The organism is Desulforhopalus glucosivorans (genome assembly GCF_054397165.1).
The window spans coordinates 3,470,224-3,484,764 of the sequence record NZ_AP044854.1; the positions used below are offsets into that span (position 1 = coordinate 3,470,224).

The following is a 14,541-nucleotide window of genomic DNA, read 5'->3' on the forward strand; positions in this document are numbered from 1 at the left end:
GTAAATAAAAAAGGCCGACTCCTTAATTGGAGCCGGCCTTTTTTAGTTTATAATATTACCTGCTATACTAAACGATCAACAAAGAGCTTACTTGCCCCACAACAGATAAGCCTTAATAAAAGGATCAAGATTTCCGTCTAAAACCGAATCAACATTACCGGTTTCATGCTCGGTTCTGTGATCTTTAATTAATCTGTACGGCTGCAGAACATAGGACCGGATCTGACTCCCCCAGGATATTCCCTTTTTATCACCCGAAAGCCCTTCCTGCCGTTCAGCATTCTTCTGCTTTTCAAGTTCGTACAATTGAGCTGCCAGCATCTTCATGGCCGTCTCTTTGTTTCTATGCTGGGACCTCTCATTCTGGCACTGAACCACAACTCCTGTAGGTAAATGTGTCAGACGAATTGCGGAATCTGTCTTGTTAACATGCTGCCCACCAGCGCCGCTGGCTCGGTAGGTATCTACCCGCAGATCCTTATCCTCGATCTCCACAGTAATGGAATCATCAAGCTCAGGCATAACCATCACAGAGGCAAAGGAGGTGTGTCTTCTCCCACTTGCATCAAAGGGCGAGATCCGAACAAGCCTGTGTATTCCAAGCTCTGATCTGAGATAGCCGTATGCGTATCTTCCGGAGAACATGATGGTCACACTTTTTACACCAGCTTCATCACCAGCAAGATAATCGAGGATTTTGGTTTTAAAACCTCTATCTTCAGCCCAGCGAAGATACATCCTCATTAAAATACTCACCCAGTCCTGGGCCTCAGTACCGCCAGCCCCTGCGTGAATTGCTACAATTGCATTGGAATTATCATGCTCTCCACTAAGCATACACTCAAGCTCTGCCTGGGCAAGCTGACCGTCCATAGCAACAATTTTTTCAGCAATCTCCTCTTCCAGATCAGGATCTTTTTCTTCCACAACCATCTCAAGAAACAGCTCGGTATCCTCAAGCTCTTTCCACTGCTGGTCCCAGTTATTAATCACATCCTGAAGCTGCCCATGTTCCTTTTGAACAACCTGTGCAGTGTCGGTATCATTCCAAAAATTGGGAGCCAGAGTCTGTCGCTCCAGTTCTTCAAGGCGATCTTTTTTCCTGGCTAAGTCAAAGATGCTCCTTCAGAGCGAGCAAACGACCCTTCAAATCACCAATCTTCTGCTTAGAAACTGCAGCACCTGTATCAATTGCCATACTACTACCTCTTATATTCTAGTTATTACTATTGCAGCTCCATACAGCCCTTACGAGTTGCTCTAGGGTTGCTCTCTATGGAGTGTATTTCAATTTCCCATCAGTCTCAATCATCCCTCCTGGCCAAGAGAACAGTCAAGATAAGCCCCATCACTGCAAGTCCTAAACAAATCGGGGCAAAATTATATCCATATCTGACCCAGACTGTCTTTTCATCACTCAGTGTTAATTTACCCTTTTCTGCCCAGGGAACAAAAATATCAGATTTCTTACTTATCTCCCCCAAGGGAGTAATAAATGCCGAAATCCCTGTATTGGCAGAGCGAACAACACTGCGCCTTGTTTCAACAGCTCGTAAAACCGTCATTGCAAGGCTCTGATAAGGGGCACTCGACTTACCATACCAGGCATCATTAGTCAAATTAACGAGGATATTGGCCCCCGCAACCGCCCACTGTCGACTCAACTCTGGAAAAACAGATTCAAAGCAGATAAGCACACCGATCTTACTCTTCCCATGGATAAGGGGGGACTCTATTGTTCCTGAAGTAAAATCTCCTACAGCTTCCACAAGTGGTGCCAGAAACGGTAAAAAACGTTTAAAGGGGACATACTCACCAAAAGGAACAAGGTGTGTTTTATAATATTTCCCGTGATAGAGCCCATCAGCCCCGAGAAGTACAGCACTATTATAAAACTTTATCTTGCGCGCCTTAGGGTCAATAATTTCATACCACGGCGCACCAGTCAGGACTGCTGTTGTATTATCTGCAACAAAGGCAAAAAGTGGAACCATCGACTTATTTGAGGGTGGGTAAAACGGAAGTGCTGTTTCAGGCCAGACGGTCAAGTCAGGAAGATCTCCCTCAAGCAGGGATTCGGTCATACTTGTGTAAGTGAGTACAGTTTTTTGCTGTATCTCTGCTGACCACTTCTGCTCCTGCTTTATATTGCCCTGAACAACACCCACCGTAACCACAGATTCAGTAGCAGCCTCAAACGAGGTTTTCACTTCATCATACCTGTTTGCAGAGTAAAAACAGGCAAGAGCCAGCACAAGACCTGCAGGCACAAGACTAAAAGCTCGCCCAGGTTTCAGTGGATTACTTAAGAGAAAAAAGATAAGGCAGTTGCTCAATACAATACAAAACGTAACCCCATGATGCCCAAAGATATCCGCTATCTGTATCAGGTATGGAACTTCATAGAGCGAATAGCCAACATCCATCCATGGAAAACCGGTCAAAAAGAGGCCCCGGGCCCAATCTATACCAACCCAAAGAGCAGGTAACATCCATAAACTCAGCCAGACAGGTGTGGTTGTTAAAAAGATTCGTGCTCCAATTACAAAAGCAATAAGATAAAAACTCATATAAAGAGCGAGAAGGACCAGTCCCTGGATAGAGACAAACCAGGGCATACCCCCATATTTACCAAGAACAATAACCACCCAGTACAACAGCAAAAGATAGTGGGTCAAACCACAACTCAACCCCACGAGCAAACTGTTTTTCAAAGAGCTGTTGTTGATAGCAAAGAGCAGTGGAACAAGGGCAACAAAAACCAGGGGCCAGAGTTCACCACCGCCAGGAAAGGCTATCCAGAGCAGGACTCCGGTAAGCGACGCCAGGAGAAAATGTCTACTCAAAAAAAATGACACAGCCTATTCTTCCTCCAGAACGCGGGTTACCCTGATTTTTTTTATCTGTCTGGTACTTGCACTGATAACAGAAAACTCCAGGCCGGCCACCTCCACAGTGTCCCCCATTCGGGCAAGTCTCCCCAGCATATGAATAACCAGTCCGCCAACAGACTCAAAGGGCCCATCCGGCATCTCCAACTGATAATATTCTTCAATTTTTTCAATATCTACCCAACCATGGACATCAACAACGCCCTCGGAGATAACATCAAGGAACTGCTCTTCGTCATCATACTCATCGTCAATTTCACCAACAATCTCTTCCAAAATGTCTTCAAGAGTAATGAGCCCCCGCATGGTTCCAAACTCATCGGTCACCATAGCCATGTGGACTTTACGCTTTTGAAATTCACGGAGCAGATCTACGATGGGTTTATCCTCTTCGATAAAATATACAGGACGAAGATAATCTGAGAGAGTCTCAACGGCAGAATTTGGTCTGGCACAGAGTTTAAGCAGATCTTTTGCGTGGATTGCCCCAATGACGTTATCAGGGTTTTCCTTATATACGGGAATCCTTGTAAACCCCGATTCGATGACAACCTCAACAATTTCAGACATGGGTGAATCTTCACCAAAAGAGACGACTTCTGCCGCCGGCGTCATAATCTCTGAGGCATCGGTCTCCCTGAATTCGAGAATTGAATTAATCATCTTCTCCTCTAAGGGAGAAATTAATCCATGTTCTTCTCCTTCTTCGAGGAGTTCCTGAATTTCATGATCCAGATCTTCTTTTGTTCCGGGTTTTCGAAAATCGAGAAAAGATATCAATTTCTTAAATATACTTTTCACTTCATCAGGTGCCTGTACGTCTGTTATCTGTTCGTTATCCATTGAAAGTCGGAGTTTTTTTGACTCCACCAAAATTGTATAAGGGAAATAATCTGTCTGAAGTTATTACATTAATAATGGGATTACTACAGAGCAAGAGAATCCTTCATCTCAGTACAAAGGACCTCAGAGAAGAATGGTCTAATATAGACTCACCAAACTTCAATTATTGTTCAGTAACATAGATCATCTCAACTTTTAAACTACTCACCCCGACAAACGGAATAAGTACCTTGTGAATTACTCGAAACAATGAATACACCTCAACTCAGGTTCCCGGAGTCTACGCTACCTGTTTTTTAGGACAGGTTTTCCTGAGTAAGCTACTAATAACATTTGATACAGAAAAATCAATCATATCAAAAAAAATGCTTCTATCATCGGTTGTTACAAAGAAAAGGTGTGTCAAGTATAAACGAAACGATGTGGACATCCATCACCGGTACATTGCAAAACCATCAAAAAATACATATTTTTTCTTTTCTAATTGACATCACGTGACTATAGTAGCGTCGATTTTAGTTTGATAGTGTAGTTTGATTTGTGCATGTGCAAGAAAGTGACGAAACTTCAGTTACTTCATTTTCAATTTGACCTAAGCGAGGAACAGTTTGGAAGGAAAGGTTCTTATAGCCAATCGAGGCGAAATTGCCATTCGGATCATGAAAGCCTGTAAGGATCTTGATCTCGATTTTATAGTTATATATACAGACGCGGACAAGGATTCTGAACATGTTCGTTGTAATATTACCAGTGGGCCCGATCAGAATGCCTGGAGAGTTACCAGCTACACAGAGCCAAATGATCTTTTTGCGATAGCTGACCATACAGGCTGTACAGCAATCCATCCCGGATACGGTTTCTTCTCGGAAGATTTCCGCTTTGCCAGAAGAGCCACAATTCGTGAGCGGTCACTTACATTTATTGGGCCTAACTGGGAAGTTATCCGAGATCTAGGTGATAAAATCAACACAAAGCGTGTTGCCAATCAACTGGGCATCCCTACAATCCCTGGAACTGATGCTCCCATCTACAACGAGATGGAAGCAGAAGAAATCGCAGCTCAACTCCTGCAGACCCAGATTGAGGATGGCATTGATAACCCATCAATCCTCATTAAGGCCGCAGCAGGTGGCGGTGGTATGGGTATTGAAGAAGTGACTGAGATTGAACAGTTCAGACGGGTATACAGACAACTCCAGAGCTACGCTAAACGACAGTTTGGTGATGGTGGTGTTCTCATCGAGCAGTGCCTGCGTGACTACAATCACCTCGAAGTTCAGCTTCTCTGTTCTAAACATGGTGAGAGAGTTCACTTTAGCTCCAGGAACTGTACCATCCAGTCTACAGGTCGCCAAAAACGTGTGGAAGCAGCACCTGGTTTCCATGAATCCTGCTTTGATTACGATTTTGACGAAACAAAAGTCCTCGACCAGATTGTTGAGTACTCCCTGAAGCTTGCCAACCACGTGAAATACGATAACGTTGGTACATGGGAATGGATTGTCAGCAGATCCGGACAACCATACCTGCTTGAAGTGAACACCCGTATTCAGGTGGAAAACGATATTTCTGCACGTATCAGCTACATTGATGGCGAACAACCAAACCTGATTCGTGAACAGATTCGCCTGGGTCTTGGTGAAAAAATTGGTTACAAGCAGAAACATGTTAAATTTTCTGGAGCCGCAATTGAGCTTCGCATTGTAGCCGAAGATACCCGTAGGGGTTTTGCTCCATGGATCGGAACCATCAACGAATTCAAGTTCCCTGATCACCCATGGTCCACCGTCTACTCACATGTTCCAACAGACAGGCCATACCCAATCCCAAGTGACTTCGACCCAAACCTGGCTCTGGCCCTCGTGTGGGGAGATTCAATGGATGATGCCAAGGAGAAAGCGGCACAGTTTATTGACGAAACAGTCATCCGTGGTGAAGATTCGAGCGGCAACAGCATTATCACCAATCTCGATTACCTTAAAAATAACCTGGACCGTCTCCTCGCATTCTAGGATCAGACCAAAACAGTTTTATAATGAACGAAATACTCAAACAGCTTCTTAAAATTGAAGAGCGGATCAACTATCTGCTGCAGATAAAAGATTTTTCTAACTGGGGCAACCTGGACGGCTTTAAAATCACCTGCGAAGAGCTCAAACAGAATATTTACGAATATAGTGAAGAGTTACTGGCGGGTGAGCTCCGAAAGCTTGATGAATCAATCAGTTTCCTCGAAGAACGGGCAGAAGAACATCTCACCCCCATGGAACGGGTAAGAATTGTTCGCAGCATCCAAAGATTCAGCCTCAAGGACATCCTTGAAAATGTCTACGAGGATTATACTGAGCTTGGCGGTGAAGACGATGCCAATGTTGATCCTGCTATGATTTGTGCAAAAGCCACCATCACCAGACGAATCAAAAACAAACCTGTGACCGCGTCAGTTATGGTCATCGGCCAGGAAACCGGCCACGGTGAAGAGTTTAGAAACGGTGGATCCTGTAAGCCACAGGGCAATGAAAAAGCACTTCGCTACATGAAGGTTGCCGAAACTGAAGGCATCCCCATCCATTTTTATGTCTTTACCCCAGGTTCATACCCGATCGAAGAAGGGTCTGGAGCTGCCCAGCAGATTGCACGAAACATCTATGCAATGACAAAACTGCGCGTTCCAATGATATCCATGATATCAGAAGGTGGCTCCGGTGGTGCTGAAGCGATTGGTCTATCTGATTACAGAATCATGGCCTCCCACGGTTACTATTCTGTTATTTCCCCTGAAGGCGCTGCAGCCATTGAAGGGAAGATTCGGGAAGGCTCCAAGGTACCAAAAGAGCTTATTGAAGTGTGTGCCGACCGCCTAAAACTGACTGCAAAAGATAACCTAGAGCGACAAACCATCGACCGGGTTATTTACGAGCCTGCCCTTGGGGCCAGACGGGACGATTTTTCGTTTTTTGCTAAACTACGGGCAGAGATGCTCCGCGCAACAGACAAGGTTGTACTCTCTACCAAGAGCTTTAGTGCTATGCGCTCCTATGAAATCAGGCGTAAAAAGCACAAACCTGCAGACGAAGAAGAGTTTCAACTCGCCATCTCCTGGGATCTTAACAAAGAAGAGATCAAGCGACTTCTCTCCAATCGTTCAAAAAAATATCTGGCCATGGGCAAAAATGGCTTTTCCGGTCATGCCGAGCAGGAAGAAGGTGTCTACAATCTTGCCAAGGTAAAGACGGAAAAAGTATATTACTCCCTTCGTTATGACGTTATGAAAAACCATAAACGTCAGGTCAGAAAGGTCATCGATGATGTTTCCGGTGAGAGTTCGGTTATGCTTCAGCGGATTAAAGAACCATTTGCTGCCATAAAAGACCTCTGGGGCAAGAAGAAAAAAGAAAAACCCCAACGCCTCATCACCTATACAGGTAACGGCAATCAGGATTCTACTACTCAACGGGTAGACCCACTTGAACTGACCGACACCTACACCAGCCCCCTTGCCAATTCAGACAGGACTGTAAGTTGCCCTAATGCTGAGAAAAAAGGTTGTAAAGATTTATGGATTCCGGACCTTTATGGCGAATTTGCAGGAGTCTGTGAGACCTGTGGACACCACTTCCCACTGGAGCACCAGTGGTACCTGGAAAACATTTTTGATCCGGGTTCTATCAGACAATTTAACACTGACATCACCTCTGGAAACCCACTGAACTACACCGGTTTTACAGAACGATTGCGGGCAGCCCAGACCAAGACAGGTCAACGCTCAGGAAATATGACCTTCCATGCGAAAATTAATGGGATACAGATCATTGTCGCAATGCTCTACTCAGATTTTCGTAACGGTACTGTAGGATCTGCAGAAGGGGAGAAATTCGCCCAGGCCTGTGCTCTTGCCAAGCGAAAGAAACGTCCATTCATGGCCTATATTCACACCACGGGTGGGATTAGAATCCAGGAGGGAACCCTCGGTGTGACCCAGATGCCAAAATGTACCATGGCTGTCAGGGAATATATTGACTCCGGTGGATTATACCTTGTTGTGTATGACAACAACTCCTATGCGGGACCACTGGCATCATTTCTTGGTTGCTCTCCATATCAGTTTGCCATCCGTTCCAGTCGGGTTGGATTTGCTGGTCCAAGAGTTATCCGTGAAACAACTGGTGATGATATTCCACCTGATTATCACTCAGCACGGAATGCCCTTAAACGCGGTCATATACAAGGCATTTGGGATAGAAGGGAATTCAGACGCAACCTGCACAAGGCACTCCTCACCATGGGAAGTCCCAGCCTTTATTACAGGCAATAACAAGCGCAGACAAAAGGCCCTGATCTCTAAGAGATCAGGGCCTTTCTTCTATCTTTTATCCATGTTTTTCACTATCTAAAATCACTTTGCACTGATAACACTATCCCTGCCCATAACTTTCTGCTGATACCAGCTGAACGATATACTCCTCGACTTTCTGAGGCAGGTCAACAAACTCCATCCCGACCCTGTGGTTTGCGGCAACACGTACGCTATTTTTAGTCACTGCCTGTGACACGATAGTCTCCTTACCGAGATGAAAACCAATTTTACCATTTGCACCTTTTTCAAGAGCTCCATCGAAGATAATACCAAGTCCTTTTTGACTGATGTCAACCAAACGTCCCCGCATCTCTGACTGGGCTGTGATCATTTTTACAGGGGTATGTTTTACACCAAAGAGCCGATGTAAATCCTTTTGCATCAGTCTTTTCCACATTCGCTTGCCAAGTGAATTTTCTGGTTCATAATCCCAATCAACAGAAAGGTTTGGGATAGAAGGAATTTTGTCCCAGCTCGATGCCATAAGATCCTCCTTCCAACAAATTTACGGTAAACCATTCGACAACTGCATATCCATCTGCACATCAAACAGTATTATAGAAATGAGTAAGAATTGTAATCCTTACCTATAAAGGTACATCTGAAAATCAAAAAATTCAAACTGGAGCTGTCATATTTTCTTCGCAGGACCCAACATTTATTAACCACAATCTACTCATAAGCACACCTATTCACACTGTTCCCCTCTCAAGTTCTCGTAACCACAGAAGATTCAGAATTACGGTCCTTTACAAAACCCTAAAGACAAGCAAACGATGCGACTCATACTGTTAATTTATTTACAATTATCGATATTCAAGATATGTTATTTAAAGCACATTCACCCCTCATTCAGGAATAACAATGACGTATACTGTTTCAAACGAAGAAATCTGGCAATTACTTGACAATAAGGTCAACCTGCCTTCGCCTCCGGCCATTGCTGTCCAGATTTTAAGTACAGTGCAAAAAGAAGATTTTTCCCTTGATGACCTGGAAAAAATTATTTCTGCAGACCCCGCACTCACCAGTAAAATGCTGCGCCTGGCAAATTCAGGTTTCTATGCTATTCCCAATGAAATAAGGAATATAAGTCGTGCCCTTGCAGTTCTTGGAACCAATGTAATAAAAAACATCGCACTCTCCTTTGTTATTGCAGCAGACCTCAAAAACACTGAAGAATCATACTTTAATTTCGATTATTTCTGGAGACGCTCTGTAACAACAGCTGTTGCTGCAGAACTCGTTTTTGAAGCAATTGGCAGAAAAGATGAGGATATTTTCGTTACCGCTCTTCTGCAGGATATTGGTGTGCTTGTTTTATATCTCAGCCAGGGAGCAAGTTACGTAGACCTGATTAAAAAAGCTGTCAATGATGACTCCCTTTGCCTCATGAAGGCTGAAAGAGATTTTTTCCAGTTTGATCATCAATATTTTGGAGCACTGCTTCTTGAAGACTGGGGTATTCCAAATTCTATCACTGAGCCTATTCGCTATCACCATGAACCGGACCGGGCACCCAGTGACATTCTCCAGAAATCATCCATCCTTGATGTTGCAAACCTGTTATCAGCCATATACACCAATAAGGAAACAGCTCAAAATGTGAGACAACTCCAGGAAAAGCTAGAGTCCTTCTTTTCCATGGATTCTGACAAAACACGGGAGCTGCTTGACACTGTTGCAACGCAAAGTATAGAGATATTAAACATATTTGAAATCGATCCTGGTGATATCAAACCCTACTCACAAATGCTTCAAGAGGCCAATGATGAGTTAGGTAAGCTCAACCTCTCATACGAACAGCTGGTACTTGAATTAAAAGAGAGCAAGGCAAAGGCTGAAACTTTTGCAACTGAGCTGCGCAATGCTAACAGCAAACTTGAAAAGCTCGCCTTTCGTGATGGTCTGACCAATTTATACAACCACCGCTATTTCCAGGAAATACTTGCAAAAGAGATTGCAAGGGTTGAACGTTACGGTCACCCCATAGCGCTACTGCTCTTTGACATAGATCATTTCAAAAAAGTTAACGATACCTATGGACACCCTGCAGGTGACCAGGTCCTCATCAATATGGCCCAGGCAATCACAAAGGCTGTTCGGCCAAGTGACATTATTGCCAGATACGGTGGAGAAGAGTTCGCTGTCATTTTACCTGAAACCAACTTTACTGGAATGAAGGTTTTTGCAGAGAGACTCAGGCGCTGTGTTGCCGCCGTCTCAACTGAAGTAGAGAATCATTCTATCAAGGTTACAATCAGTTGCGGAGGCGCCCATTATACTTCTGGAGATACAATTTCACCAAGTCTCATCATCAGCGCCGCAGATCGAGCACTCTACATGTCCAAGGAAAATGGCCGTAATATGGTAACATCCCTTCAACTTTCTGATCCAGAGTCTACAGCCACATAACATACGCTGCAGGCCTTTTATTCCCCATAGACCTAAGATTTCAGTATGAACTTAAAAACCTGCCTATTCATTTTCGCGCTCTCTTTATATTCTCTCTTTCATTCACTTGCAGATAAAGCCCTGGCAAAGTCTGATACAACATGGCAGGAAACCCTCAACCAAGCCAAAGGCCAAACCGTTGACTGGTATATGTGGGGTGGTTCTCCTGCTGTTAACAGCTATGTCAATGGATACCTTACAACTGAATTACAAACACGTTTTGGGATTACACTTCGCCAGGTTCCGGTTAAGGATATAGCTGAGATCGTCAGCAAGATTGCCGTTGAGAAGCAGGCCGGGAAAATTACTGATGGCAGTGTTGATCTCATGTGGATAAATGGCGAGAATTTCAGAACATGTAAAAAACTTGAACTTCTCCACGGCCCGTTTACCAATACGCTACCCAATGCAGATAATCTTGATTTAGACAGTCCTGCTCTTAAAAGTGATTTCGGCACCCCTGTCGAAAATTTTGAATCCCCATGGGGAAGTTCACAACTGGTGATGATCTACGACAGCGCCAGAACACCACATCCTCCCCAAAGTATTCCGGATCTCCTCACCTGGATACAAGAAAATCCGGGACGGTTTACCTACCCTGCGCCACCCGACTTCACAGGTTCTGCCTTTATCCGACATATCTTTTATCACGCTACAGGCTCCAGCCAGGTGTGGCAGGAGCCCTATAGTAAAGCTGATTTAGCAGACGGAGCAGATGCAACCTTTACAATATTACGTGATATCAAAAGCTCTCTTTGGCGAGGGGGCGAAACCTATCCGGAATCTCCTGTTAAAATGGATACCTTGTTTGCCGACAATGAAATAGATTTTTCGTTTTCCTACCAACAGGGATCAGCCTCTCAGAATATCAAAGATGGCATTTTTAAAGATACAGTTCGTACCTACGTCTTTGACAGCGGAACCATCAGTAACACCCACTTTGTTGCCATCCCCTTTAATGCCAAAGACAAAAGTGGAGCCATGGTCGTTGCAAACTTCCTTCTATCTCCCGAAGCACAGCTTGAAAAAGCAAAAGGTGAAGTGTGGGGTGACTTTCCCGTAATACACCTTGAAAAACTATCACCGGAATGGCAGATCGAATTTAACAACCTGCAAAAAGGCGTAGCGACTCTAAGCGACAGTGAACTGCAAGCGCACCAGCTCCCTGAGCCGCCATCTGAAATCCTTATTTTCCTTGAAAAGGGGTGGCAAAAACAGGTTCTTAGAAACAGATAATGAGCAGATTGAATCCAGAAAAAAAGACCGTCATTTCCAATCCACCAAGCAGTGCCCCTCTGTTTCAACTTGTGTTACTTTTGGGCCCGGCTCTTGTGGTAGTCGCCTTTCTTTTTGGAGGCGGTCTGCTCCTGGGGTTGTTCCAGGCCCTTGGCTGGAACCCAACAGGTGGACTGGACAATCTCAACATACTACATTTTAAAGGTGTTATAACAGACCCGGACTTTCTCACAAGCCTTGGTCTCACCCTTTATATCGCTCTCACGTCGACCCTTATTGCTGCAATTGTCAGTATCTTTCTGGCCCTTGCCATTAACCGCTGGGCAGGAAATAATACGATCATCCATTTCCTCCTGCAAATTCCTCTCGCGGCCCCCCACCTTGTGATCGGTATTTCAGTAATCTTTCTTCTTGCTCCAAGTGGAATGGTTACACGCCTGCTCACATCCATCTTTGGGCCGGAGATACAATCATCATTTCCCATCTTAGTAAATGATAACTGGTCCCTTGGTATCATTCTGGTCTATGTCTGGAAGGAGATACCATTTATCACCCTGATGCTACTTGCTGTTTTGAAAAATATGGGCAACGAACTCCATGAGGTGGGAGCCACATTAAAAGCCACACCATTACAGCGATTTCGTTACATCACCCTACCCATTATAGGACCTAACCTCAGCGGGGCCTGTTGTATTGTTTTTGCCTTCACATTTGGTGCATTTGAAATCCCCTACCTCCTCGGTAAAACCTATCCGCTGACCCTGCCTGTCTGGGCATATCAAAACTACAGCGACATTGACCTGCTCTCCCGCCCTGAAGGGATCGGAATTGGCCTGATCATTGCTGTTATTGTTATTATCTCCGTTCTCCTTGCTGAACGTATGACTTCCAGGACACTCAAAAGTAATGCGTAAACGACTACAGGCTCAGCATACTATACTTACCCTTATCCTTCTGGCAGTCCTTGTACCCTTTGTACCTCTACTACTATGGTCTGTCTCTAAGCAATGGTTCTTCCCCGCCATAATCCCTCAACAATTTGGACTTCGTGCCTGGCACTATATTTTCTCGACGACAGGAACACAGATTATAAGCGGGGTTTGGGCAAGCTTTGGAGTCGCTTTTCTGACAATGACGATTTCTCTACTTTTTGGAGTTCCAGCAGGAAGAGCTCTTGGTCTCTACCAATTCCCCGGAAAACGAATCTGTGTTATCATTCTTCTGCTTCCCATTGTCGTTCCCCCACTTTCAACATCCATGGGCCTGCACCTCTGGTTTCTACAACTCGGTCTCACCGAAACCATAACTGGTGTTGTCCTGGTCCACCTCACCTTCTGCCTCCCCTACACCATTTTTGTTCTTTGGGGAGTTTTCGCTGATTTTAACCCTGATTTTGAGGCTCAATCCCGTACGCTTGGAGCATCAAGAATACAAACCTTACAAAAGGTTACTATACCAATGGTTCTACCGGGAATAACCGTAGCCGCCCTTTTTAGCTTTTTACTCTCCTGGTCACAGTATCTCTGTTCCCTGATTATAGGAGGCGGAAAAATTCTCACCCTGCCAATTCTACTTTTTTCCTTGATGGACAGTGGCGATCGACCGGTCGCTTCCGCCGTCAGTCTTGTCTTTATATTACCGGTTGTATGCCTCTTATTGGCAAGTGCTCATTACCTCGGCAAACGCAGTTTAAGGGGAATGCGCTGATGGGAAATCTAAAACTTGATAGTATAGATATCGGTTATGGCAAGAATACAATTATCAAAACGCTGACCCTGGATGTGCAGGACGGTGAACTCCTGTCACTGCTCGGTCCAAGCGGAGTTGGAAAAACAAGTCTGTTAAAATCCATTGCAGGACTTGCAGCTCCAATAAATGGATCAATCTCCATTGACGGGAAAGATGTTACCCACCGTTTGGCAGAAAAAAAGGACATAGTTCTACTCTTTCAAAAACCTCTTCTATTCCCCTTCCTTAATGTCTTTGACAATATTAGTTTTGGCTTAAAGGTTCAAAAATTAGATTCGAATCAATTAGAGTTGAAGACCCGTGCGGTCATGGAGCTCACCGGTATACCTGCCCTTGGACACAAAATGCCAAGCGACCTTTCAGGAGGACAACAGCAGCGGGTAGCTCTTGCACGGGCACTTGTTCTAGAACCATCTATATTACTCTTAGATGAGCCCTTCAGCAGCCTTGATGCCGACCTTCGCAGGAAGATGCAACGCCTCGTTCGCGAGCTGCAACAAGAAACAAAAACAACCATGCTCTTTGTTACCCATGACCAGAGTGAAGCATTCTCCATCAGCGATAGAATCGCCTTAATGCTTGGTGGTAAAATCGTACAAGTCGGCTCACCCGAGCAACTGTTTTCCACTCCAAAAACTCCTGAGGTGGCAGAGTTTTTTGGTAATCCCAATGTAATGTCAGGCAGGACGAAGGACAATATACTCTTTAGTGATAATATACAGATCCCTGTAAATCACGAGGATGATGCTCATTGCACAGCAATAATCCGACCTGAAGATATCACCCTTTCAGAAAAAAAAATCCAAGGAGCAATCCCTGGAAATATAATAGAACGTCACTTTGAAGGCCCACTTACGCGACTTGTTGTAAAACTGCAGACACGGACGTTTACAGTACTCTCTCCCACCAGTTCTCTCAGCCAACACCCACAGGTATGGCTGAGCCTGTCTAAAGACAAAATACACTTCTTTCAAGACGACCGGGAATAATTCCTTTAACTACGAAGTCGCT

The 14,541-nt window shown here is 44.6% G+C and carries 11 protein-coding genes; 7 read left to right on the forward strand and 4 right to left on the reverse strand.

Going from position 1 to position 14,541, the window contains the following annotated elements:
* Positions 1 to 87: 87 nt before the first annotated feature.
* The 3 genes from prfB to ACX6CI_RS15100 all read right to left on the reverse strand — a co-directional run bounded on the left by prfB (position 88) and on the right by ACX6CI_RS15100 (position 3,734).
* Positions 88 to 1,198, reverse strand: a protein-coding gene (gene prfB / locus ACX6CI_RS15090; RefSeq protein ID WP_458774473.1) for a peptide chain release factor 2 whose coding sequence is annotated in 2 segments (ribosomal slippage) — positions 88 to 1,126 and positions 1,125 to 1,198 — 1,113 coding nt in all. Because the reading frame shifts where the segments join, the coding sequence is not laid out codon by codon here.
* A gap of 106 nt (positions 1,199 to 1,304) precedes the next feature.
* Positions 1,305 to 2,858: an apolipoprotein N-acyltransferase gene (gene lnt, locus ACX6CI_RS15095; RefSeq protein ID WP_458774474.1), complete on the reverse strand. Its 1,554-nt coding sequence runs from the start codon at positions 2,856 to 2,858 to the stop codon at positions 1,305 to 1,307.
* Positions 2,859 to 2,861: 3 nt separating this feature from the next.
* Positions 2,862 to 3,734: a hemolysin family protein gene (locus ACX6CI_RS15100; RefSeq protein ID WP_458774475.1), complete on the reverse strand. Its 873-nt coding sequence runs from the start codon at positions 3,732 to 3,734 to the stop codon at positions 2,862 to 2,864.
* Positions 3,735 to 4,342: 608 nt separating this feature from the next.
* On the opposite strand from ACX6CI_RS15100, the gene ACX6CI_RS15105 reads away from it, so the two are divergent.
* Positions 4,343 to 5,746: an ATP-binding protein gene (locus tag ACX6CI_RS15105; RefSeq protein ID WP_458774476.1), complete on the forward strand. Its 1,404-nt coding sequence runs from the start codon at positions 4,343 to 4,345 to the stop codon at positions 5,744 to 5,746.
* A gap of 23 nt (positions 5,747 to 5,769) precedes the next feature.
* Positions 5,770 to 8,049: a carboxyl transferase domain-containing protein gene (locus ACX6CI_RS15110; protein WP_458774477.1), complete on the forward strand. Its 2,280-nt coding sequence runs from the start codon at positions 5,770 to 5,772 to the stop codon at positions 8,047 to 8,049.
* Positions 8,050 to 8,149: 100 nt separating this feature from the next.
* On the opposite strand, the gene ACX6CI_RS15115 is transcribed toward ACX6CI_RS15110, so the two are convergent.
* Positions 8,150 to 8,575: a PilZ domain-containing protein gene (locus tag ACX6CI_RS15115; protein WP_458774478.1), complete on the reverse strand. Its 426-nt coding sequence runs from the start codon at positions 8,573 to 8,575 to the stop codon at positions 8,150 to 8,152.
* Between the two features lie 380 nt (positions 8,576 to 8,955).
* On the opposite strand from ACX6CI_RS15115, the gene ACX6CI_RS15120 reads away from it, so the two are divergent.
* From ACX6CI_RS15120 to ACX6CI_RS15140, 5 genes are read left to right on the forward strand one after another with little or no spacing between them, the layout of a single operon-like run.
* Positions 8,956 to 10,506 (forward strand): sensor domain-containing diguanylate cyclase, encoded by a 1,551-nt coding sequence (locus ACX6CI_RS15120; RefSeq protein WP_458774479.1) that lies wholly within the window; start codon positions 8,956 to 8,958, stop codon positions 10,504 to 10,506.
* Positions 10,507 to 10,551: 45 nt separating this feature from the next.
* The gene (locus ACX6CI_RS15125; protein ID WP_458774480.1) at positions 10,552 to 11,781 is read left to right on the forward strand and encodes an ABC transporter substrate-binding protein; all 1,230 of its coding nucleotides are present in this window, start codon (positions 10,552 to 10,554) and stop codon (positions 11,779 to 11,781) included.
* Positions 11,781 to 12,695 carry an ABC transporter permease gene (locus ACX6CI_RS15130; RefSeq protein ID WP_458774481.1) on the forward strand — a complete coding sequence of 305 codons (915 nt, stop codon included), beginning with the start codon at positions 11,781 to 11,783 and terminating at the stop codon, positions 12,693 to 12,695. Before ACX6CI_RS15125 ends, ACX6CI_RS15130 begins: the two co-directional genes overlap by 1 nt.
* Positions 12,688 to 13,488, forward strand: coding sequence for an ABC transporter permease (locus ACX6CI_RS15135; protein ID WP_458774482.1), 801 nt, complete (start codon positions 12,688 to 12,690; stop codon positions 13,486 to 13,488). The genes ACX6CI_RS15130 and ACX6CI_RS15135 overlap by 8 nt, the downstream gene beginning before the upstream one ends.
* Entirely contained in the window at positions 13,488 to 14,519 is a 1,032-nt protein-coding gene (locus tag ACX6CI_RS15140; RefSeq protein WP_458774483.1) for an ABC transporter ATP-binding protein, read from the forward strand. Before ACX6CI_RS15135 ends, ACX6CI_RS15140 begins: the two co-directional genes overlap by 1 nt.
* The last annotated feature ends 22 nt before the right edge of the window (positions 14,520 to 14,541 follow it).